21 protein-coding genes are annotated in these 19,506 nt (G+C 68.2%); 9 read left to right on the plus strand and 12 right to left on the minus strand.

Translation table 11 applies throughout. The features are described from left to right. Nucleotides 1-50 precede the first annotated feature (50 nt). The gene (locus JFB92_RS05360) at nt 51-1,028 is read right to left on the minus strand and encodes an aldo/keto reductase (protein WP_199035628.1); all 978 of its coding nucleotides are present in this window, start codon (nt 1,026-1,028) and stop codon (nt 51-53) included. 97 nt (nt 1,029-1,125) lie between these two features. Between JFB92_RS05360 and JFB92_RS05365 the strand changes: the two genes are divergently transcribed. Further along, nucleotides 1,126-1,719 carry a TetR/AcrR family transcriptional regulator gene (locus JFB92_RS05365; RefSeq protein ID WP_199035629.1) on the plus strand — a complete coding sequence of 198 codons (594 nt, stop codon included), beginning with the start codon at nt 1,126-1,128 and terminating at the stop codon, nt 1,717-1,719. 139 nt (nt 1,720-1,858) lie between these two features. Here JFB92_RS05365 and JFB92_RS05370 read toward each other — a convergent pair whose 3' ends face one another. Further along, on the minus strand, nt 1,859-2,590 hold the full coding sequence (locus tag JFB92_RS05370) for an SDR family NAD(P)-dependent oxidoreductase (protein ID WP_199035630.1): 732 nt from the start codon (nt 2,588-2,590) through the stop codon (nt 1,859-1,861). A gap of 88 nt (nt 2,591-2,678) precedes the next feature. Here JFB92_RS05370 and JFB92_RS05375 point away from each other — a divergent pair, with 88 nt between their 5' ends. After that, entirely contained in the window at nt 2,679-3,275 is a 597-nt protein-coding gene (locus JFB92_RS05375) for a TetR/AcrR family transcriptional regulator (protein WP_199035632.1), read from the plus strand. 175 nt (nt 3,276-3,450) lie between these two features. Here the strand turns inward: JFB92_RS05375 and JFB92_RS05380 are convergent, their stop codons facing one another. Together JFB92_RS05380 and JFB92_RS05385 are read right to left on the minus strand one after the other, a co-directional pair. After that, on the minus strand, nt 3,451-3,834 hold the full coding sequence (locus tag JFB92_RS05380; protein ID WP_372451579.1) for a GNAT family N-acetyltransferase: 384 nt from the start codon (nt 3,832-3,834) through the stop codon (nt 3,451-3,453). A gap of 245 nt (nt 3,835-4,079) precedes the next feature. Further along, nucleotides 4,080-4,961: a C40 family peptidase gene (locus JFB92_RS05385; protein WP_199035636.1), complete on the minus strand. Its 882-nt coding sequence runs from the start codon at nt 4,959-4,961 to the stop codon at nt 4,080-4,082. 292 nt (nt 4,962-5,253) lie between these two features. On the opposite strand from JFB92_RS05385, the gene JFB92_RS05390 reads away from it, so the two are divergent. Both JFB92_RS05390 and JFB92_RS05395 read left to right on the plus strand, forming a co-directional pair. Then, on the plus strand, nt 5,254-5,709 hold the full coding sequence (locus JFB92_RS05390) for a DUF4259 domain-containing protein (protein WP_269847813.1): 456 nt from the start codon (nt 5,254-5,256) through the stop codon (nt 5,707-5,709). An 88-nt stretch (nt 5,710-5,797) separates the two neighbouring features. After that, entirely contained in the window at nt 5,798-6,595 is a 798-nt protein-coding gene (locus JFB92_RS05395; protein ID WP_199035640.1) for a hypothetical protein, read from the plus strand. A gap of 60 nt (nt 6,596-6,655) precedes the next feature. Here the strand turns inward: JFB92_RS05395 and JFB92_RS05400 are convergent, their stop codons facing one another. Next, nucleotides 6,656-6,883, minus strand: a complete 228-nt coding sequence (locus tag JFB92_RS05400; protein ID WP_199035642.1) for a hypothetical protein — start codon at nt 6,881-6,883, stop codon at nt 6,656-6,658. Further along, the gene (locus JFB92_RS05405) at nt 6,880-7,206 is read right to left on the minus strand and encodes a hypothetical protein (protein ID WP_199035644.1); all 327 of its coding nucleotides are present in this window, start codon (nt 7,204-7,206) and stop codon (nt 6,880-6,882) included. The genes JFB92_RS05400 and JFB92_RS05405 overlap by 4 nt, the downstream gene beginning before the upstream one ends. Nucleotides 7,207-7,470: 264 nt before the next feature. Here JFB92_RS05405 and JFB92_RS05410 point away from each other — a divergent pair, with 264 nt between their 5' ends. After that, entirely contained in the window at nt 7,471-8,304 is an 834-nt protein-coding gene (locus JFB92_RS05410; RefSeq protein ID WP_199035646.1) for a helix-turn-helix domain-containing protein, read from the plus strand. Beyond that, on the plus strand, nt 8,301-8,480 hold the full coding sequence (locus JFB92_RS05415) for a DUF397 domain-containing protein (RefSeq protein WP_199035648.1): 180 nt from the start codon (nt 8,301-8,303) through the stop codon (nt 8,478-8,480). Before JFB92_RS05410 ends, JFB92_RS05415 begins: the two co-directional genes overlap by 4 nt. Before the next feature lie 54 nt (nt 8,481-8,534). Here the strand turns inward: JFB92_RS05415 and JFB92_RS05420 are convergent, their stop codons facing one another. From JFB92_RS05420 to JFB92_RS05430, 3 genes are all read right to left on the minus strand, one after another. Next, nucleotides 8,535-9,593 (minus strand): LacI family DNA-binding transcriptional regulator, encoded by a 1,059-nt coding sequence (locus JFB92_RS05420; RefSeq protein WP_199035650.1) that lies wholly within the window; start codon nt 9,591-9,593, stop codon nt 8,535-8,537. 56 nt (nt 9,594-9,649) lie between these two features. After that, nucleotides 9,650-12,535 carry a glycoside hydrolase family 2 TIM barrel-domain containing protein gene (locus tag JFB92_RS05425; protein ID WP_199035652.1) on the minus strand — a complete coding sequence of 962 codons (2,886 nt, stop codon included), beginning with the start codon at nt 12,533-12,535 and terminating at the stop codon, nt 9,650-9,652. 147 nt (nt 12,536-12,682) lie between these two features. Continuing rightward, the gene (locus JFB92_RS05430; protein WP_199035654.1) at nt 12,683-13,687 is read right to left on the minus strand and encodes a hydroxyacid dehydrogenase; all 1,005 of its coding nucleotides are present in this window, start codon (nt 13,685-13,687) and stop codon (nt 12,683-12,685) included. Between the two features lie 196 nt (nt 13,688-13,883). Here JFB92_RS05430 and JFB92_RS26465 point away from each other — a divergent pair, with 196 nt between their 5' ends. Continuing rightward, a complete protein-coding gene (locus JFB92_RS26465) occupies nt 13,884-14,843 on the plus strand; it encodes a carbohydrate ABC transporter permease (RefSeq protein ID WP_199035656.1) in 960 nt (319 codons plus the stop codon). Next, nucleotides 14,840-15,781: a carbohydrate ABC transporter permease gene (locus JFB92_RS05440; RefSeq protein ID WP_199035658.1), complete on the plus strand. Its 942-nt coding sequence runs from the start codon at nt 14,840-14,842 to the stop codon at nt 15,779-15,781. Before JFB92_RS26465 ends, JFB92_RS05440 begins: the two co-directional genes overlap by 4 nt. A gap of 13 nt (nt 15,782-15,794) precedes the next feature. On the opposite strand, the gene JFB92_RS05445 is transcribed toward JFB92_RS05440, so the two are convergent. Next, entirely contained in the window at nt 15,795-16,997 is a 1,203-nt protein-coding gene (locus JFB92_RS05445; protein ID WP_199035660.1) for a sulfotransferase family protein, read from the minus strand. A gap of 48 nt (nt 16,998-17,045) precedes the next feature. Next, nucleotides 17,046-18,251 carry an MFS transporter gene (locus JFB92_RS05450; RefSeq protein ID WP_199035662.1) on the minus strand — a complete coding sequence of 402 codons (1,206 nt, stop codon included), beginning with the start codon at nt 18,249-18,251 and terminating at the stop codon, nt 17,046-17,048. A gap of 90 nt (nt 18,252-18,341) precedes the next feature. Between JFB92_RS05450 and JFB92_RS05455 the strand changes: the two genes are divergently transcribed. Then, complete coding sequence (locus JFB92_RS05455) at nt 18,342-18,845, plus strand: Lrp/AsnC family transcriptional regulator (protein WP_199035664.1); 504 nt, start codon at nt 18,342-18,344, stop codon at nt 18,843-18,845. Here JFB92_RS05455 and JFB92_RS05460 read toward each other — a convergent pair whose 3' ends face one another. Beyond that, nucleotides 18,846-19,475 (minus strand): hypothetical protein, encoded by a 630-nt coding sequence (locus JFB92_RS05460; RefSeq protein WP_199035666.1) that lies wholly within the window; start codon nt 19,473-19,475, stop codon nt 18,846-18,848. It lies immediately after the preceding gene. Nucleotides 19,476-19,506 lie beyond the last annotated feature (31 nt).

Below are 19,506 nucleotides of genomic sequence, written 5' to 3' on the forward strand. Positions count from 1 at the left end.
GGGGGGGCGACCGGCCACTGCCGGTCGCCCCGCGGTTCGGTCATCGCGTATCAGACCCATTCGGGCATCTGGGCGTAGCGGGCGCCGAAGCCGCCGGTCGGGAGGATCTCCTTGACTGCGGTCAGGTCGGCGTCGGTGAGTTGGACGCCGGCCGCGGCGGTGTTCTCCTCGACCCGGGTCCGGCTGCGGGAGCCGGGGATCGGGACGATGTAGTCCTTCTGGTGGAGGAGCCAGGCCAGGGCCAGCTGCGGGACCGTAATTCCCTTACTCCGGGCGAGCTCGCCGAGCCGGTCGACGGCTTCGACGTTCCGCTCGAAGTTGCCGGCCTGCCAACGCGGGTCGACGCGGCGCAGGTCGGTCTCGTCGTACTGATCGGCGGGCTTGGCGGTGCCGGTGATGAACCCGCGGCCCAGCGGCGAGTAGGCGACGAACCCGATGCCGAGTTCTTCCAGGACGGGAAAGAGCTCCTCGACGTCGCGTTCGAACAGGGAGTACTCGGTCTGGAGGACCGAGACGGGCTGGACGGCGTGCGCGCGGCGAATGGTCTCGGGTCCGGCTTCGGAGAGCCCGAAGTGCGTGACCTTCCCGGCGTCGATGAGCTCTTTCACGGTGCCGGCGACGTCCTCGATGGGGACGTCGGGGTCGACGCGGTGCTGGTAGAACACGTCGAGGCGGTCGGTTCCGAGGTAGCGGAGGCTGTTGTCGGCGACCTTGCGGATGTTCTCGGGGCGGCTGTTGAGCCCGAAGCCGTTCTGGAGGTCGGTCATGTCGAAGCCGAACTTGGTGGCGATGGTGATCTCGTCGCGGAAGTCCTTGACGGCCTCGCCGAGCAGGATCTCGTTGGAGCCGGTGCCCCAGCCGTAGAGTTCGGCGGTGTCGAAGAAGTCCACGCCGAGTTCGTGGGCGCGGCGGACGGTCGCGCGGCCTTCGGTCTCGTCGCCGGGGCCGTAGGCCATGGTCAGGCCCATGGTCCCGTAGCCGATCGCGGAGACGTTGAGTCCTTGGGTGCCGAGTGCGCGGTGCTGCATGAGAGTTCCCTTCATCAAACCAAACGGTTCGGTTTGAACCATACGCCGGAGAAGCGCAATCGTCAAACCGTTCGGTTCGGGCAGGTACGCTGGACCGATGCCGCCCGCCTCCAGTCCCGAAGCCACCCGTGACCGCATCCTGGCCGCAGGCCGTGCCGAGTTCGCGCGCTACGGAATCGCCGGCGCCCGCATCGACCGCATAGCGAAAGCGGCGAAGACCAGCAAGGAACGCGTCTACGCCTACTTCGCCAGCAAGGAGGCCCTCTACCGGCTGGTCTCGGCCGAGGAGCTGGCCGCGATCGTGGAGGCGACCGGCCTGGACCCGGCCGACCTGCCCGGCTATGCCGGGCGGGTCCACGACTACTTCGCGGCGCACCCCGAGCGGTACCGGCTCATGCAGTGGGGCCGCCTCGAACTCGACCCCGCCGGAACCGATGCCGACGACCCGGTCCGCGCGACCATGGCCGGCAAGCTCGAACGCCTCCGCCAGGCGCAGCAGGACGGCATCCTCGACCCGTCATGGGACCCGATCGACATCCTGGTCCTGCTCACGCAGATCGCCGCCTCATGGGCAAGCTATCTCGACCTCGCCCCGACCGACCCCGCCGAGCGCGAGCAGTTCCTCCGAGACCGCCGCACCGCCATCGTCACCGCCGTCGAACGACTATTCCCGGCAGCCCACCGCCCCTGACCCACAGCGGTTTCCGCTGTGACCCAAACCAACTGGGACAAGTTCTCTACCTCAGTTGCTCTGCGGCTCGACGTCCTTGATGGAACCCGATGACGGATGACGGGCGGGGCCTGACGGAGGGGGGCTCGCCGGGGCGCGGTCAGACCTGTGCTTGGCCCCCATCGACGAACCAGTCGGCGCCGTTGACGAAGCTGGACGCGTCCGAGGCCAGGAATGTCGCCACGGAGGCGATCTCGTCCGGGCGGCCGATTCTGCCGAGCGGCACCTGCGAGGCGAGCCGGTGGTCCGGGCCCACGGCGCCGATCAGACCCGGGGTCTCGGTCGGGCCGGGGCTCAGCGCGTTCACCCGGAACTTCCGTTCCTGCGCGCTGAGCGCCCAGCTGCGCACCAGGTTTCGCACCGCCGCCTTCGACGCGCCGTAGATTTCCAGGCCCGATTCGGGGCGGCGGGTGCTGGTCGATCCCGTCACGATGATCGAGGCGCCGTCCGACAGCAGGGGCAGGGCTTTCTGCACGGTGAAGATCGTGCCCTTCACGTTGGTACCGAACGTGGCGTCGATGGCGTCCTCGGTGATCTCGCCGAGGCTCTGGGGGATAGCGCCGCCGGCGTTGGCAACGAGCACGTCGAGGCGGCCCGCCTCCTCGCGCACGACCGAGTACAGGTGATCGAGGTCCGTCTGCACCGAAACGTCGGTCCTCACGCCGGTGGCCGCCGGCCCGATCTCGGCGACGGCCGCGTCGAGCGGCTCCTGGCGGCGACCGGCCAGGAACACCCGTGCTCCTTCTGCGGCGAACCGCTTGGCGATGGCGAGTCCAATGCCGCTGTTCGCTCCGGTGATCACCGCTACCTTGCCTGCGAGTTCTTCGGTCATGACACTCTCACTCCTCATTTCTGGACTCGTTCGTCCATAACGCTAGCAGTTGTGGACGAACGAGTCCATTATTGGTAACCTGTGTCTCATGGCGCGGCCTAGGAAGTTCGACGAGCAACGGGTGCTGGACACCGCCCGGGAGCGGTTCTGGTCGGGCGGGTACGCCGCCACGCGAATGGACGACATCGCCGAGGCGACGGGGCTCGGCAAGGGCAGCCTCTATGGCGCGTTCGGTGGAAAGCGGGAACTGTTCCACCGCGTGTTCGACGACTACTGCGGTTCCGTCGTCGATGCGGTGAGCCGGCAGCTGGACGGCAACGACGCGGACGCGTACGCGCGGCTGTCCGCACACGTATACGCGGTGGCGGCGGCGACCGCCGCGGACACCGACCGCCGCGGATGCCTGCTGGCCAAGGGCGCCGCCGAGCTGGCCGAACACGACGAAGCGGTGGCCGAGCGGGCGCGCGCGGCCATCGAAGCGCTACAGGCGCTACTGGAGGACGACATCGCCGCCTGCCAGCGCCATGGCGACATCGGCGCGGACGTGGAGCCGGGAAGACTGGCCGCGCTGGTGCTCGCCGTACTGCGCGGCATCGAAGCGCTGGGCAAGGCCGGAGTGAGCGAGGAGACGCTGACCGACATAGCCCGGACGGCCCTCGCCGTACTGCCCCGCCCCGCTGACTGAGCTTCTTCAGCGCGTACGTTCCACCCTGCGCCGTTTCGACATCGAGCACACTTTCCGGTTCCTCAAGCAGACCCTGGGCTGGACCGTCCCCTAGGTCCGCGATCCCGAGGCCGCCGACCGCTGGACATGGCCGACCGTCGCCACCTGAACCGTGGATGGCTCTTGACGTGAGAGGTCAGAGGCGTTTTCCGAATCGGAGTCCTGTGGCCTTGTAGCCTCGGCCTTCGTAGAACCGATGGGCCTTCGTTCGCTCCGCGCCTGAACTGATGCCCACGCGGGTTGCGCCCTGCTGCTGGGCCCACTGTTCGAAGACGGCGACCAGAGCCGCCCCGGCACCAGAGCCTCGACGCTGCTCATCGACGATCAGGATCATCAGTTGCGCGGCAGGGGCATCGTCCTCGTACGGATGCAGGATGTGGCCTCCGGCAAACCCGATGATGCTCGAGCGATCGTCGGCCTCGAACACCCACGCCTGGTACTCCGAGGTCGCGTTGCGTTCAAGACGAGCCGTGAGCCTGCCAGGTGTAGTGGGGTAGCCGAGTTGTTCGAAGAGGTCTATAAGACTCGGGACGTCACTGGTCCCGGCAACTCGCACTGGCATGCACCGACTGTAGCGAGCCATCGAGGTCCAAGACTCGTTCCAGCTCCGCGATGGTGTGAGGGGCCTGGATGGAACGGGTTGGGGCGCATAGTGAGGCAGGCGCAGGGCTCGTGATCATTGTGGTGCCGAACCCTTCAGGAACTTGAACAAGCCCTGGGGGCGGGGACGGCTGCTCCGTCCCCGCCCGGTCGCTCCGAACTGCGTCAGGCGTTGGTCTTTCCTTGGATGCGGAAGGCGGCGACGCGACTGTTGGTGTAGTCGTTGTGGTAACCGACGTCCACCCCGGGTTGCTGCGCGTCGAAGATCACCCCGTTGCCTGTGTAGAAGGCGACGTGGTCGATGTAGCGATCGTTGCCGGGAACGGTGTTGTAGAAGATCAGGTCACCTCTCTTCAGTTCGGAGAACGGTATTTGTCTGGTGTAGACTTTCCCGATACTTCCCTGGTTGTTCACCGCCCAGTTGTACATGTCGTTCGCGGTCCGAACCGGCCAGTCGGTGAAGTGCCCGATCCGGTTGTAGGAGTTGAAGACCAGTCCCGAGCAGTCGAAGGCATCGGGCCCTTCGGCCCCGAGCCTGTACGGGTCCCCCTCCTGCTGCAACGCGTTCGCGTAGGCGATGCGGGTCCAGTTGAACAGTTTCCTCGCGGCCCTGCACTCGGTTCCCTCGGACTCCGACCCATCCTTGATCTTGAGCTTGATGTGGTTGACGCGACCGACGCCGCTGGGGTTCCATTCGGACACTCCTCCGGTCGTGGAGTTCCCGGCGCCGCCGCCGAACTTGAAGTAGGGCTTGCCCGTGCGGAACTGAAAGGAGGTGTATGTGTAGTCGCTCTGGAAGGCGACGATTCGGAGGACCGGGGAGCGGCCGTTCCTGTCGGTGTCCCAGACCTTCCAGTAGATCCGGGCCTTGTCAGCGCCTCGCCAGGCGATCTGGAGGTGAACCTTGGCCCCGCCGCAGCTCAAGGTCGTCGAGACGCTCGGGTTCGGAAGCGGGGTCGCCGCGTTCGCCGGCGCGGCCATCGATAGGCTCGTGACGAGCAGAGCGGCTATCGCGGTGACCAGCGTCACCAATCGTCTTATCTTCATCTGAGGACCCTCATTTCGGTTCGAACGCAGTAGTTGGAGCCGGTTGCCTGGGGGTATTGACCGGAACGCATACAATCTTGCGGAAAGTCCGCATGGCTTTTGCATGGATTTGGCATGGATCGGGCACGGCTCTGGCATGGTTGATCATCGCGTCGAAGCCCGGCAACTCGGTCCGCCTGCTGGATGGTTTCCAGTTCCTGTTGCGACTGTCCGGAATATTCGCCCTATGGGCTTGATCGATCCGGTCGGAGTCGATGCCGGTCTCGACGGCTCCTGAGGCCATCGGCGCTGGCTGCCATTCGACGCTAGACGGGCGCTCACCGACTGTCTCCAGGAATTCCTTCACAGCAATGACGGGGCATGGGATTTCGTCGACGAGTTGGGCGGAGCCGAGCCGCGCCAAGTCGTTGCGCAGGTGACCGGGGCGATGTCGGCAGTCGTTGACGTCGACGGGCGCATCGATAGTCGTGAAGCGGACGCGGCGGTGGCCGCGGCGGCTTCGGCCGCCGCTCGCGTCGGGGTCGCGGTTGTTGATCAAGAGGTCGTCGAAGCGCTCGCGGCTTGTTCATTCGAGGCGACCGTGGAACTGCGGACGCTGGCGCGGCGCGCGCTCGATCGGGTCTGCGTGCCGGAGGACAACGAGTGGTACGAATTGTGGTGTCAATCGAGCGCCATCGACGAGGTGCTCGAACAGTTGCGCCCGTACCGAAGCATCCTTTCGGGAGCCGACGACGGTAGTGCGGCGTGAGCGCCGCGCTGTGACTGCTGACTTGTTGGGCGTATAGGACCACAGGCTGGAGCGGGTGGGGCGACGGCCAGCTCGATAGCATTCGCGTGTGACAGCTCAAAGCAGGCCATCAGATGAGGTCTTTTCCGCATTCGGCGGTGGGGAGGCGCGGCCCGAGCGGCTCAATGGTGGTCGCGGGCTGACGTGGAAAGCGGGAACCGTGGTCGTGCGCCCGGCCGGTGATCCGGACGAGGCGAACTGGCGGGCAGGAGTGCTGGAGCGTCTCGCGCACACGGAGGAGTTCCGGACTCCGCGGCCGATCAGGGCCGCATCGGGGCGGTGGGTCGTCGATGGATGGGAAGCGCTGGAGTGGGTGCCCGGCACCGCTGACGAGTCGCGCCTCCTCGACGTCGTCAGGGTGGGAACCGCGTTCCATCAGGCGATCTCGGCGTTGGCTCGTCCGGCGTTCATCGACACCACCGACGACCCTTGGTCTCGCGCCGATCGCATCGTATGGGGAGAGGCGCCGATGCCTTCCGATCCGATGCTCGAACGTCTTGCGGCGCAGTTCCGTCTGGTGGAGTCGCCGTCGCAGCTCATCCACGGTGACTTGCTCGGCAATGTCCTCTTCGCCGAAGGCGAGCCGCCGACGATCATCGACTGGGCGCCGTATTGGCGGCCGGTTGGTCTCGGTGCCGCGATCGCTGCGGTGGACGCGGTGTGCTGGCACGGCGCTCCGATCGAGCTGCTGCCCGTGGCGGGGCGGAGCATCGCGGAGTGGGAGCAGTTGTTGTTGCGCGCCTTGGCCTTCCGTATTACGACGCTTCACTTGGTCAACGCATGGGACTCGTCGCAAGCGGATCGTCATGCTCCCGTTGTGGACGCTGTTCTGGCGCTCGACCGGTGACCCTCCGGGATCCCGATCCGGATGCTCACCCCGCATGCCTGGACCGTTGAATTCGGTGTTCTAGAGGTCGAGGAGGAACTTCTCCAGGGCGACAGCGATCGCCGGTCGGTCGGATTCCGGGATGCCGTTGGTGAAGACCAGGTTGCCGTAGCGTTTGACGGCCACGGTGATCTCGGGGCCGTCGTCGATGCGGCGCAGCCAGAGGGCGGTCACGCCGCTGTCTGGCGAGCGGGTGCGCTGGACTTCGATCCTGCCGTGGCCGAAAGGGAAGCTTCCGATTGTGCTCACAGCGGGTGCTCCGCGTGCCACGTCGCCACGTTGGCGGCGATGGTGTGGCGCAGGACGGCGCGCCAGGAGGCGGGCTGGTCGCAGGCGAAGCCGCACCAGACGACGCCGCGCAGGACTCCTCCGGCGTGGTAGATCGAGCCGATGGCCTCTGCCGGGGCCCGGCGGGGGATATGGAGCAGGCAGCCGTCGCCCCCGGTGCTGTCCGCGTACAGCTCGAACGCTTCATCGTCCTCAGTGGTCCATTCTCCGATGAGGTCGAAGCGGTCGGCGAGCGGCTCCGGTTCGGGTTCGGGCGGCTCGCCGTAACTGAACAAGGTCTCCATCGCGCCTCCTGGGTCGGTGTGAGCGGCCTGCCGGTGGGTCAGTGAACGATCGAGAAACCGGCAGGCCGCCATCTGTGGAGGGTGGACGGCGCCCGACGAGGTTAAACGGCAGCCGTGCGTCGTCCGCCTTCGACGCTAGTGGCACGTCAAGCCTCTGAACAGGAGAAACATGGTGCGCGAAAAAGAGTGCGCATAAAAAGGCGCTGAAAATGCGCACCCAGGTTGGAGGTCCAAAATGTCGGAAGATCATGCGACACTCGCTGGATGAGCGATGCGCAACCCACACTGGCTCGAAGAGCGTTCGGTGCACGTATCCGCAGGCTCCGTGAGGAGCGGGGCCTGGTCCACAGGGAGGTGGCGGAGGCCCTCGGATACAAGCGGGACGCTATACGCCGCATGGAGAACGGGGAGCAGGGGATCAAGCTTGTCGTGGCCAAGGGGCTCTGCGAGTTCTTCAGCATCGAGGGGGCGGAGAAGAGCCACCTGTGCGAGCTGGCGGTCAAGAGCAACGAGCGCGGTTGGTGGGAACCGTTCTTCGACACGGTGACCGGAAAGGGTCTTCGGCCGAAGATCCCGCTGTTCCTTGAAACTGAGCAGGCTTCCAAGAGGATTCGAGTGCTGGAGCTCGCGCTGATCCCGGGCCTGGCGCAGACCCGGGAGTACCTTCTCGAACTCGACGCGGCCCAACCTCCGACTGAGGAAGACCTTGCCGAGCCGAAACTCGGGCTCAGGAGCGTTCGACAAGAGCGCCTGTTCAGCCTTCGTCGACCTCCCAAGCTGGAGTTCCTTATCTCGACCGCGGCAATCGACTTCCTTGAGGCGATGCCACGCAAGGTCCGCGACGGCCAGATCGCGAGACTCCGCGAGATCAACGCGATGCCCTTTGCTGATGTCCGGGTACTGACCAGGATAAATGCAGGTGTACTGGGAGCCTTCAATCTCCTCGATCCCAGTGATGGCCTGCCGCCCATCGTGTTCATGGACCACCCGGACGGTTCCCGCTACGTGGAGCAGCCCGCTGTAGTGTCTAGGTTCGAGCAGAATTTCATTTCTGCTCACGACAGGGCAGCAGAACCGCTAGAGGGGTACCTGAGATGACTACCGAGTGGCGCAAGTCCACCCGCTCAAGTAGTGGGTCCAACGGTGATTGCGTTGAGGTTCGCGTTGCGGAGGGCCAGTTCGAGGTGCGTGATTCCAAGCTCGGCGACGACTCGCCGATCCTCCAGATGGACACGGCCGAGTTCTTCTCCCTCCTGCATCCCGCGAAGCGCTGAGGCCCCAGAACGCAACCGCCCCCGGCGATCCGCCGGGGGACTTCTGCTTTCAGCTCAAGCCTTTCTCGGCGGGGCCACCGAGTCTCTGACCACGATGTGGGTGCCCAGCACCACCCGATCCGCGGCGTCGTCCTCGTCCCGGTGGAGGGCCATCCTCACCGCCGTGCGCCCCAGTTCCTCGTGCGGGACGTGCACGGTCGTCAGCGCCGGGGTCAGGTCCGAGGCCAGCGGGATGTCGTCGAAGCCGACCACCGTCATGTCCTCCGGTACTCGCATGCCGAGTTCGCGTAGTGCCCGCAGGACACCGGCCGCCACCATGTCGGTGGCCGCGAAGATCGCGGTCACGTCGTCGCGTTCGGCCAGCAGGTCAAGGGTGAGGGACTTGCCGCTCTCCTTGGTGAACTCGCCCGGGAGAATCAGCGAATCGTCCAGGTCGACCCCGTAGTCCGCGTGGGCCCGCCGGTAACCGGCCACGCGCTCGTCGGTGGTCGACAGCCCCACCGCTCGTCCCACGTACGCGATCGTGCGGTGCCCGGCCGACAGCATGTGCGCCGTCATCGCGTACGCGCCGCCCTCGTTGTCGTACTCGACGTTGATCGCCGGGACGCCCTCGCCCAGTGACGGGCGCCCGCAGAGCACCAGCTGTGAGCCCGACTTGTCCAGGGCACGGGCGAAATAGGTCATCCGCTCGATGTGGTGCACGTTGTCCCTGGCCCCGCCGACGACGATGACGGCCTCGGCGTTCTGCTCGCGCATCAGCTCGACCACCGCCAGTTCCCGCTCGGGGTCGCCGTGGGTGGTGCACAGCAGGCACAGCCGCCCCTCGGAGGACGCCTGCTGCTCCACGCCCCGGGCGATGTAGGCGTAGAACGGTCCGGTCACGTCGTCCACGACGAACGCGACGGTCTTGGTCGTCGCGCCCGCCAGGGCCCGCGCGTGCGCGTTGACCACGTAGTCGAGCTCGCGCATGGCGCGCAGCACCTTGGCGCGGGTGGCGGGTGCGACCGGGTAGTTCCCGGCCAGCACCCGCGAGACGGTGGGGACCGATACGCCGGCGCGAGCGGCCACGTCCCGGATGGTGGGCCGCTTGCCGCCGTCGGATCTCTTGGGCACGAGAGGCCCTCCCTCCACGATCGATCCCCGCCAGCGTAATTCACCGCGACTCGGAGTCACTCACTGAGCACTTCGAACCCCACGGTGAACGAGGCCGGTCCGGCCAGCAGCCGGTGCTCGGGCAGCACGCCCGGTCCGCAAGAGGCCGTGCCCAGGCCCTGAAGGGCGGCGTCGACGTTGACATAGAGCCGGTCGCGCTCGACCAGGTCGGTCGGGTGCTTCGCCGCGTCCAGGTCCTCGCTGGTCCACGGCCGGACCGTGAACGCGAAGTGCGGAGTGCCCAGGATCTTCAGGCTCCGGCCACCACCGGACAGGGACGCCCAGCGCACGTCGGCTCGGCTGCCGTTCTCCTGCGGGTGGACGTACGGGGTCTGGAGCCCGGCCACGTCCGAGGTGTAGCGGCCCACACGGGCGGCCGCGCGCGAGTCCGGGTACGCCTCGCCGGGCCCGAGACCGAACCAGGACACCTGGTCCAGCTCCTTCGGGACCGAGAGCCGCAGCCCGAGCCTCGGGATCGGTCCGACCCAGTCGCCCTCGGTGGTGACCTCGACGGTCACCCAGGCGCGACCGCCCTCGAAGCGCCAGCGGTAGACCGCCTCCATCGCCAGGTCGGTCGCGGCCGGGGCGACGCGGGTGCGCACCACGGTCTGCCCGTTCTCCTCGGACAGGTCGAGCAGCTTGTGCCGCAACCGGTGCAGGCCGGTCTTCCGCCACGGCTCGGCGACCGAGCCGCTCCAGCCGAGCAGGTCGTTGTCGGTCGGGGCGCGCCACAGGTCCAGGCGCGGTCCCTCGATGCCGATGCCGCCCAGGGAGGTGAGCCGCCCGTAGTCGTCGAAGACCGCCTCGGCGGCAGTCGCGGCCGGAGCCTGTCGCGCCACCGGGGTCTCGATCTGCGCCTGGCCCCAGGCGATCTCCAGGCCCGCCTCGGCCCAGTCGGTGTCGGCCGCGAGGTGCACGCTCACGGTCGCCCAGCGCTCGCCGTCGGACCCGGACTCGGCGGCCTTGACCAGTTCCTCCGGCCAGGCGACGAAACGCGACTCACCGGCGGCCAGGACCTGGACGTCCAAGTTTCCGGCGGCGACCGGCTCGCCGCCGTCCTCGACCTTCCAGGTGAAGGCCAGGTGGGCGGTGTCGGCGAAGTCGTAGCCGTTGGCGACCGAGACGGTCCTGCCGTCCGGGTCGATCACGATCTTGACCGGCTCGATGACCTTCTTGTACTCGACCAGTCCCGGCGAGGGGGTCCGGTCGGGGAAGATCAGGCCGTCGGTGATGAAGTTGCCGTCGTGCAGCGGCTCACCGAAGTCGCCGCCGTAGGCGAAGAACGGGCGGCCGTCCTCGGTGCGCTGGGCGACCCCGTGGTCGATCCACTCCCACACGAAACCGCCCTGGCAGCGCGGGTGCTGCTCGAACAGCCGCTGGTACTCGGACAGCCCGCCCGGACCGTTGCCCATGGCGTGCGAGTACTCGCACAGGACGAACGGGATGTTCCGGCGGTGCTCGTCGAGCGCGGGGTCCTCGGTGCGAGCCTCGGTCCGCTGCCCGATCCGGTCGGTCTCGGTGTGATCGGCGTACATGCGCGAGTACACGTCGACATAGCCGGAGTCCCAGTCGCCCTCGTAGTGGATGAGCCGGTCGGGGTCGCGGTCCTTGGCCCACTCGGACATGGCCCGCAGGTTCTCGCCCTTGCCGGACTCGTTGCCCAGGGACCAGATGATGACGCTGGCGTGGTTCTTGTCGCGCTCGACGGTGCGGCGCATCCGGTCGATGTACGCCTCGCGCCACTCTGGCAGGTCGCTGGGGTTGCCCTTCCAGTCGATGTGGACGAACCCGTGGGTCTCCAGGTCGCACTCGTCGATGACCCACATGCCCAGCTCGTCGCACAGGTCCAGGAAGCGCCGGTCGGGCGGGTAGTGGCTGGTGCGGACGGCGTTGACGTTGTGCCGCTTCATGATCTCCAGGTCGCGGCGCATGGTCTCGAGGTCGAGGGTGCGTCCGGTCTCAGGGTGCCACTCGTGCCGGTTGACGCCCCGGAAGAGGACGGCCTTGCCGTTGACCTTGAGCAGGCCGTCCTCGAGTGCCACGGTCCGGAAGCCGATCCGCAGGCTCACCCGCTCGGCGTCGGTGGCGACTTCGGCCTCGTACAGGCGCGGCGTCTCGGCCGTCCACGGCTCGACCTCGGTGCTGATCTCTTCCCCGGCGGCGATGTCGATGCCCAGCTCGGGGACGGTCACTCGGGCCCCGGCGGGGGCCTCGACGCGGAGCGTCCCCCGGCCGGTGCGGTGATCGTATCCGGCGTGCGCGAACACGTCGTCGATGCCGCCTGCGGGCCGGTGCCGCAGGGACACCGAGCGGAAGATCCCCGAGAGCCACCACATGTCCTGGTCCTCCAGGTAGGAGGCGGCCGACCACTGGTGGACGCGGACCGCGAGGGTGTTCTCGCCGGCCTTGATCGCCTCGGTGGCGTCGAACTCGGTCGACAGGCGCGATCCCTTGCCGTCGCCCAGGCGGACTCCGTTGAGCCACACCGCGAAGGCCGAGTCGACCCCTTCGAAGCGCAGCACGGTCCGGCCGGACTCGGGCCACTCGGCCGGGAGGGTGAAGGTCCGCCGGTACTCGCCGGTCGGGTTCTCGTCGGGGACGCGCGGCGCGTCGATCGGGAAGGGGTAGACGGTGTTGGTGTAGGCCGGGGCGCCGTACTTCGGGGTGCCCGGTACGCCCTCCATCTGCCACATCGAGGGGACCGCGAGCGAATCCCAACCGGAGTCGTCCAGGCCCGGCTCCTCGAAGCCTTCGGTGAGGTCGTGCAGCCCGGCCGCGAGCCGGAAGCGCCAGTCGCCGTCGAGGTCGACCGCCGCCGCGTCGGTCACCGGCGCGGATCGGGGCTCGAGGCGCCCGGTGCCGGGACTGACGCTTTCCACATAAGAGTTGTCGGTTCGGCTCATCGCCAGGTTTCCTTCCACGGATTCACTTCGTCGAATCTGCTCGTCGATGCCGGAGGGGGAACTTCGGGGGGACCTTAACTCAACCCTTGATGAAAGGCTACCCGCTTTCCGGAGCGCGGGCCCCGAGCATGCGGAGGCCGGGCGCGATCATGCCTGCTTCCACAGGGTGACCGGGTCGATCCGGTGGACGAGCGGCTCGCCCGCAGTCAGGCGCTCGGCCTCCTCGACGATGTAGAGGCCCATTCGGGCCAGCTCGTTGCCCTGGGAGCCGGCCACGTGCGGGGTGAGGAACGCGTTCGGCAGGTCGAACAGGCGCGAGTCGGCCGGGAGCGGCTCGGGGGTGGTCACGTCCAGGATCGCCGAGATCCGACCGGTCTCCAGCTCGGCGACCAGGGCGTCGGTGTCGACCAGGTTGCCCCGGGCGGTGTTGATCACGACCGCCCCGTCCTTCATCGCGGCCAGTCGCTCGGCGTTGATCAGGTGGCGCGTCTCGGCCAGGTCGGGGGCGTGGACCGAGACGATGTCGGACTCGGTGACCAGGGCGTCCAGCTCGACCGGTCGCGCTCCGAGCTTCTCGGCCTCGGCCCGGTCCAGGTGCGGGTCGGTGATGAGCACCTCCAGATCGAACGGCCGCAGCAGCTCGGCGACCCGGCGGCCGATCCGCGAGGCCCCGATCAGGCCGACCGTGCGCCCGAAGTTGCCCACGCCGGGGTGGACCAGGCCCAGCTCGAACCCGCGCTCGGCCCGGAACCGCTCGCGCAGGCCGAACACGTCCTTGCCTGCCAGCAGGATCGCCGCGAGCGTGTACTCGGCGACCGGCAGCGCGTTGGCCGACACCGCCGAGGAGACCGCCACGCCGCGCTCGTGGACGGCCTCGTCGAGCCATTTGACGCTCCCGGCGGTGTGGAGGATCGCCCGGAGGTTCGGGGCGGCCTCGACGGCGGCGGCGTCGATCCTGGGCGCGCCCCAGCCGGAGACGATGACCTCGGCCTCGGCCAGGCGGGCGGCGGTCTCGGGGTCGGACCAGTCGCGGGCGACCCGGCGCGGGTCGATGTCGAGGGCGGCGGTGAGGCGGCGCAGATACGGCTCGGGGAACAGGCGGGGGAGGTGCTCGGGGTCCAGCGCGAACAGGGCCGGGGGGAGGTCTGACATGGGCGATCCTTCGATAGACCGGATAGATATCGGTTTCTACGGTAATGATCTATCGCGAATTTGTCGAGACCCAGAACCCTGATAACAATTCGACATCCTGGGCTTGCATTGCCGTCACTCGGCGCCTAGTCTCTAGAGACCGGTATCTATCGGTCGAGCCGACCAGGCTCCTGACTGACTGAAGGGACCTTCCTCCGTGACCTCCACCGGTCTCGCCCCGGACGCCGACGTAGGCGCCGACGCGCGCGCCTCGAAGCGCCCGCGCCACTGGACGTACGCGCTCAAATGGAAGGGCGCGGCGTTCACCGCCCCGTTCTTCCTCGGATTCGTCCTGCTGTTCATCATTCCCCTCGGCTACGCGGTCTGGCAGTCGCTCTACCGCGAGCGCGCCGCCGGCTCGCTCGGCTTGTCGGGCACGGTCACCGAGTTCGTCGGGTTCGAGAACTTCGCCGATGTCTTCGAAGACCCCAAGTTCTGGACCGCGATGATCCGGGTCCTGGTCTTCGCGTTCATCCTCGTCCCGGTCATGCTCTCCATCAGCCTGGCGATGGCGCTGCTGCTGGACATGGCCCGCCGGACCGCCGTGCGGTTCTACCGGCTGGGCTTCCTGGTCCCGTACATGGTCCCCGGCATCGTCGCCGCGCTGATGTGGATCTACATCTACAGTCCGCGCTCGGGGCCGATCACCCCCGTATTCGACGGCCTCGGCATCGGCGTCAACTTCTTCGCCTCCGAGATGCTGTGGATCTCGATCGGCAACCTCATCGTCTGGAACACCATCGGGTTCAACATGCTCATCATCTACGCCGGGTTGCTGAGCGTGCCGCGCGAACTGTTCGAGGCCGCCCGCCTCGACGGGGCCGGCGAGTGGCGCATCGCCTGGTCGATCAAGATCCCGCACGTGCGCGGGCCCCTGGCCCTGACCGGAATGCTCGCCATCATCAACCTGGTGCAGATCTTCAACGAACCGGTCCTGTTCAGGCAGGTCTCGCCCGAGACCGTCACCAAGGACTTCACCCCGATCCTGTTCATCTACAACCAGGCGTTCAACGCCAACGACTACAACTACGCCGCCGCGCTCTCGGTGGTACTGGCGCTGGTCGTCGGCGCCGTGTCCTTCGTCTACTACAAGCTCGCGAACAGGCCCGCCTCATGACCGCGACCAAGACAGCAGCACCGAACTCGACCCGCCCGCGCCGCGGACGCCGAAAGCCCCGCGCCGCCGAGGACAGCCCCGGCGGGCACGGCCAGTCCCGCGCCAGCCAGATCTTCGTGCTCACCGGCCTGGCCCTGTTCTTCGTCTACTCGGTCGCCCCCGTCTGGTGGCTCATCGTGGCCGCCACCAAGGACCAGCGCGACCTCTACGCCTCGGCCGGGGTGGAGGGCCTGTGGTTCAAGGACTTCAACTTCGTCGAGAACCTCACGCAGGTGCTGACGTACGACGACGGCATCTTCGCCCGCTGGACGCTGAACACGATCTTCTACTCCGGCACCGGCGCCCTGGTCAGCACCGTGATCGCCCTGGCCGCCGGGTACGGGATCTCCAAGTTCCGGTTCCGGGGCCGCGGCATCGCCATGGGCTTCATCGTCGCGACCTTCCTGGTGCCGGGCATGCTCCTGGCCTTCCCACTGTACCTGCTGTTCAGCAAGCTCGGCCTGGTCGACACCGCCTGGGCGGTCCTGATCCCCTCGTTCATCAACGCCTTCAGCGTCTACCTGGCCAAGGTCTACTGCGACTCGGCAGTCCCCGACGAGCTGATCGACGCCGCCCGCGTCGACGGCGCCGGAGAGCTGCGCGTGTTCGGCCAGATCGTCGTGCGCATCATGAGCTCGGGCGCGGCCACGATCTTCCTGCTGGCCTTCGTCGGCTCCTGGAACAGCTTCTTCCTGCCGCTGATGATGCTGCGCGGCTCGGAGAAGTGGACGCTCGCCCTCGGCCTGTACTCCTGGGCCGGCAAGCGGGTCGAGACCGGCACCGACCTGACCGGCCTGGTGATCATGGGCGCGCTGCTGTCGATCATCCCGCTGGCGGTCTTCATGGTCGCCATGTCGCGGTTCTGGCGCTCCGGCGTCACCCTCGGCAGCCTCAAATAGCGGACGACCCGGATCACTTGAACCGCATGGCCTGCACCATCTTCGTGTAGTCCCCGAAGGCGTCCTCGACCTGGCCGGGGGTCAGCCCGTAGCGGGAGAGCTCGTACTCGTGCTGGCGTCCGATGCCGGGCCGGGCCAGCACGCCGTCGAGGTTCTCGGCGTCCTCGTCGGTCCACTCGGCGCCGATCAGCTCGTAGAGCCGCGGGATCTTATCGTGCGGCTCGGCGTTGAGCCAGGTGTAGGGGACGTCGACGAACGACTCGCGCGGCGCGGCCACGCGCGCGGCCCGTCCCCGATCGATCGCGCCCGCCTGGATCGACAGCCACATCCTGCCGATGGCGTGCAGGTCCGGGCGGCGCACGTGCAGCAGCTGGGTCGCCTCGACCATTGAACACAGCGAGCCGAGCACGGTCACCGGGTCGCGGTGCGTCCACACCACCGTCGCGCCCGGGAACACCTTCAGCAGCTCGGGAATGTGATCGAGATGCATGGGGGACTTGAGGATCCACCGCTTGCGCTCGCGCCCGTACTGGAGCACCTGGAGCGCCTGCCTGAGGTATTCGTAGTCGGGCAGGGCGTCACGCTCGCCGAGCCAGTCGTGGTAGTCGCGCATGAGCACCCGCGCCAAGTGCATGCTGCCGTGCGGCAGCAGGTAGTTGCACTCGTCGGGCTTCTCGGCGGCGAGGGGGTGGATGACCTTGAACGCCGGGGACAGCCGCATGAACGCCCCGACCCGCTGGTTCGCCGTCCGGACGTAGCGGCGCTCGGCGGCCGGGTCGCCGGCGAGGTCGGTGAACATCCACTCCCACAGTTTCGGGCCGCGGTGCCCGGCGGACTTGGCGATGATGTTGTGGCACAGCGTCGTCGCGGTGCGCGGCAGTCCCACGATGAACAGCGGCCGCTCGATCGGCTCGTCGGCGATCGCGGGGTTCTCGGCGATCAGGCGCCTGATGCGCAGGCGGTTCTCCAGGCGGTTGCTCAGGTCCCCGACCACCGACTGCCAGCCCATCGGACTCAGTCCCTCATGGCCGACGAAGCAGTGCATGAGGAACCTGAACTGGTCGACGAACTCGGCGTCGGAGGCGGCGTCGCCGCCGGTGGCCTTCTCGGCGGCGGCGACCATGCGATCGAAGGCGCGGTCGGGGTTGCGCTGCCCGACCGCCGTGGGTTTCAGCAGAACATTGAGGACTGAGGTGGTGATCGACTTGCGGCGCATGGGGGGCTGCTCCTTGAGTCTGCGGTGGATCGCGTCATTTTCGCACAATCACCCTTCTGAGTCCACTCTGCGCACGATCGCCGCGATCAGTCCGGCGGCGGCCGCGCCGCCCACGGCGAGCAGTCCGTACCCGCCCCAGGCCGCCACCGGGCCGCAGGCGATGCCGCCGGTCGCCGCCGCGAGTCCCATGCCGACTTCGCCGGTCCCCTCCCGACGCAGCCGGACCTCGCGCGGCAGCGAAGCGGTCAGCATCGCGCTGCCGGAGACCAGGCCCAGGTTCCAGCCGACGCCGAGCCCGGTCATCGTCACCGCCATCCCGAGCGCCGAGCCGTCCAGGACCGTGGCCGCCAGGCAGGAGGAGGCCATCACCAGCGAGCCCAGGACGGCGGTCCGGGGCGCGCCGATCCGGTCGACCAGCCGGGCGCTGAGCGGCGAGGGAGCGAACATCCCGGCGACGTGGAGGCTGACGACCAGGCCGATGAGAGACAAGGAGGCGTGGAAGTGCCCCATCCGGACCGGCGCCATCGTCATCACCGCGACCATGACCAGGTTCGACAGCGCGAGCACCGCCAGCGCGGGAGCCGCCGAGGAGATGGGGACCGATCCGGCCCGGGGCGTGTCCCGATCCGGTTCCGGTCTCGGGGCGTCGGCCATTCCGGCCCCCAGGATCAGGGCGGTCAGGGCGAATCCGACCACTCCGAAGACGAACGGCCCGATCAGGGCGGCCAGGCCCACCGCCTCGGCGGCGGCTCCGGCGGGCGCGAGCAGGTTCGGTCCTGCCACCGCGCCGACCGTGGTGGCGACCAGCACCGAGGACATGGCTTTGGCGCGGTCGCTCTCGGGCACGAGTTCGGCGGCGGCGTACCGGCAGAGCATGACGACCGCCGTCCCGGAGCCGAGCATCGCGAACCCGGCCAGGATCGGCACCAGGGCGGTCTCGGCCGCCCCGGCCGCGACCAGCGCCGAGCCGATCACCGCAGCGACCGCTCCGGCTGCCATGACGCGGCGGCGCCCGAAGGAGGCCGCGAGGCGCGAAGCGGTCGCGGCCGATATCACCGCGCCCGCCACCAGCGCGGTCTGCGGCAGCCCGGCGGCCGCCTCGGAGCCGCTGACCTGGTGAGCCAGCAGCGCGCCGGCGGCGCCGGTCAGGGATTGGGCGAGCCCGCCGACGGCGGCGCCCAGGCGCACCGCCCGCATCGGGCCGGGGGAGGTGGCACGCTCGGGGGCGAGGCGTGCAGTGGTTTCATTTCGCATGCTTTGAGGCTATGAATCAGCGCGCCGAGTTTGAATGGGCGACGATAGGGTCCTCGCCCCGTTCGCCTTGGGAACGAAAGGAAAAAACCGATGACGACTTTGCGACCGCAGGAATTGGACGAAGTGGACTGGAGCATCCTGGCCGAACTCCAGGCGGACGCCCGCCTGTCGTACAACGAGCTGAGCCGCCGCGTCCACCTCTCGGCCCCGGCCGTCGCCGAGCGGGTCCGGCGGCTCGAGGAGTCGGGGGTGATCGCCGGCTACGAGGCGCGCGTCGACCCGGCGCTGGCCGGGCAACCGCTCCTGGCGTTCATCGAGCTGCGCTGCAAACTCGGCGCCTGCCTGCTCAAGACCACCGGAGCCGAGGACCTCCCCGAGATCGCCGAGGTCCACAAGCTCAGCGGTGAGCACTGCACGATGCTCAAAGTGCGGTCGGCCTCGCTCGTGCACCTCGAAGGGCTCATCGAGCGGCTCGGCGAGCACGGCGAGATGCGCACCCACATCGTCCTGTCCACGCAGTACGAGCACCGCCCGGTCGGCCCGATGGTCCCGGACCGGGCGGTCACCGACGCCGAGCGCTGGTCGAGCCGGTAATTACTCGACCGGCCGGAGCATCGCCGAGAGAACGACCGTGTCCTCCGGGTAGTTCTCGGCGATGTAGTCCTCGAGCGCGACCGGGACCAGGACCGTGTCGATGTAGACCACGCCCAGCTCCGGGTCCTGCCGGCTCGCGAAGACCGTCTCCGGGAACCGCTCGGTCAGGTCTTTGGAGATCTCCTCCATGTCGGCCTTGCTCAGCGGCTCGGCCGGCTCGGTGACCTCGGGCTCGTCCTGGTCGCGGTACTCGCTCGGATCGACCTCGGAGGCCGGGACCGGGTCCTCGGTCAGCACGAACGCCTCGCCGTCGAAAGTGCCGGTCACGACGTAGTCGCCCCAGCTCGTTCCCTGCGACGACTCGTGCTCGACCGCCTCCCAGTCCCAGCCGGTGACGTCCAGGCCCCCGCCCTGCGGCGGGTAGGACTGCGCGATCGCTCCGGCCAGCTGCGGGCCGTGGTCGGGGGTCTCGATGACCGTCAGCAGGCCCTCGTAGACCCGCTCCTCATCGGCCCCGGTCCCGGCATCGGAGTCAGTGGGGCTCTCGCCGCCGTTCCCTGCATCCGGTTCGCCCGCGCCGCACGCGGCGAGGGCCATCAGCGCCGCCGCCGAGGCGAGGCGCAAAAGCATCGATTCGGTACCCATGCCACGTTCGACGCGG

Origin of the sequence: Glycomyces salinus, from assembly GCF_016428645.1 — a bacterium.
Taxonomy (GTDB): domain Bacteria; phylum Actinomycetota; class Actinomycetes; order Mycobacteriales; family Micromonosporaceae; genus Glycomyces; species Glycomyces salinus.

What these genes read in the sequence shown, in the direction of transcription:
- JFB92_RS05360 (WP_199035628.1), bottom strand. Translation starts at nt 1,028, where the DNA reads ATGCAGCACCGCGCACTCGGCACCCAAGGACTCAACGTCTCCGCGATC.
- JFB92_RS05365 (WP_199035629.1), top strand. Translation starts at nt 1,126, where the DNA reads ATGCCGCCCGCCTCCAGTCCCGAAGCCACCCGTGACCGCATCCTGGCC.
- JFB92_RS05370 (WP_199035630.1), bottom strand. Translation starts at nt 2,590, where the DNA reads ATGACCGAAGAACTCGCAGGCAAGGTAGCGGTGATCACCGGAGCGAAC.
- JFB92_RS05375 (WP_199035632.1), top strand. Translation starts at nt 2,679, where the DNA reads ATGGCGCGGCCTAGGAAGTTCGACGAGCAACGGGTGCTGGACACCGCC.
- JFB92_RS05385 (WP_199035636.1), bottom strand. Translation starts at nt 4,961, where the DNA reads ATGAAGATAAGACGATTGGTGACGCTGGTCACCGCGATAGCCGCTCTG.
- JFB92_RS05405 (WP_199035644.1), bottom strand. Translation starts at nt 7,206, where the DNA reads ATGGAGACCTTGTTCAGTTACGGCGAGCCGCCCGAACCCGAACCGGAG.
- JFB92_RS05410 (WP_199035646.1), top strand. Translation starts at nt 7,471, where the DNA reads ATGAGCGATGCGCAACCCACACTGGCTCGAAGAGCGTTCGGTGCACGT.
- JFB92_RS05415 (WP_199035648.1), top strand. Translation starts at nt 8,301, where the DNA reads ATGACTACCGAGTGGCGCAAGTCCACCCGCTCAAGTAGTGGGTCCAAC.
- JFB92_RS05425 (WP_199035652.1), bottom strand. Translation starts at nt 12,535, where the DNA reads ATGAGCCGAACCGACAACTCTTATGTGGAAAGCGTCAGTCCCGGCACC.
- JFB92_RS05430 (WP_199035654.1), bottom strand. Translation starts at nt 13,687, where the DNA reads ATGTCAGACCTCCCCCCGGCCCTGTTCGCGCTGGACCCCGAGCACCTC.
- JFB92_RS05440 (WP_199035658.1), top strand. Translation starts at nt 14,840, where the DNA reads ATGACCGCGACCAAGACAGCAGCACCGAACTCGACCCGCCCGCGCCGC.
- JFB92_RS05445 (WP_199035660.1), bottom strand. Translation starts at nt 16,997, where the DNA reads ATGCGCCGCAAGTCGATCACCACCTCAGTCCTCAATGTTCTGCTGAAA.
- JFB92_RS05450 (WP_199035662.1), bottom strand. Translation starts at nt 18,251, where the DNA reads ATGCGAAATGAAACCACTGCACGCCTCGCCCCCGAGCGTGCCACCTCC.
- JFB92_RS05455 (WP_199035664.1), top strand. Translation starts at nt 18,342, where the DNA reads ATGACGACTTTGCGACCGCAGGAATTGGACGAAGTGGACTGGAGCATC.
- JFB92_RS05460 (WP_199035666.1), bottom strand. Translation starts at nt 19,475, where the DNA reads ATGCTTTTGCGCCTCGCCTCGGCGGCGGCGCTGATGGCCCTCGCCGCG.